This is a genomic window from Paraburkholderia sp. BCC1884 (assembly GCF_900996225.1).
In the GTDB taxonomy this organism is placed as follows: Bacteria; Pseudomonadota; Gammaproteobacteria; order Burkholderiales; family Burkholderiaceae; genus Paraburkholderia.
Genome location: NZ_CAAJGL010000102.1, coordinates 1 through 590 on the forward strand (window position 1 = coordinate 1; position 590 = coordinate 590).

1 protein-coding gene and 1 pseudogene are annotated in these 590 nt (G+C 62.9%); one reads left to right on the forward strand and one right to left on the reverse strand.

From position 1 onward, the window contains the following. Positions 1–105 (reverse strand): annotated as a pseudogene (locus FQ705_RS34640) (hydroxymethylglutaryl-CoA lyase); the annotation flags it as partial. 186 nt (positions 106–291) lie between these two features. Between FQ705_RS34640 and FQ705_RS25550 the strand changes: the two are divergent. Next, positions 292–590, forward strand: a 299-nt coding sequence (locus FQ705_RS25550) for a helix-turn-helix domain-containing protein (RefSeq protein ID WP_144145806.1), incomplete at its 3' end; no start/stop codon positions are given.

The following is a 590-nucleotide window of genomic DNA, read 5'->3' on the forward strand; positions in this document are numbered from 1 at the left end:
CCAGCGCAGCTTGGCCTCGGTCGGCATGACGCGCTTGATGCTCTGCAGGCCGTCGCGAGGGCCGACCTCGCTGACCAGCACGCGGTTTGGGGACGATGTCGTCATGGTGCGGCTCCCTTGATTGCGTTCTGTCTGATAGATCAATGTTCTGTCAGATGGAACTATAGGAGCGCGAGCGTACTGTTTTAAGCCGTGTTAACCCGGAATTTCGCGAAAATCCTGGATCTTGTGTTCTATCAGGCAGAACGATAGAGTGTGCGACGTATCAATCTCGAAAGGATCGGGCGGGTGATGGAAGACGAAGCAGGCTCAGCGCAGGAGGCGGTGGACGCGAATTCGAGCGGCGTGGCCGTGCTCGATCGTGCGTTCGCGATTTTCGATGCGTTCGGCCCGGGCGACGATCGCCTGACGCTGGCCGAGCTGTCGCGCCGCACGGCGCTCTACAAGAGCACGATCCTGCGGCTGCTGGCGGCGCTGGAGCATGGCGGCTTCATTCGCCGGCTGCCCGACGGGCAGTACGCGATCGGGCCGGCGCCGTTGCGGCTGGCGGCGCTGTACCAGCGATCGTTCGCGGTCGGACCGGTGATCGA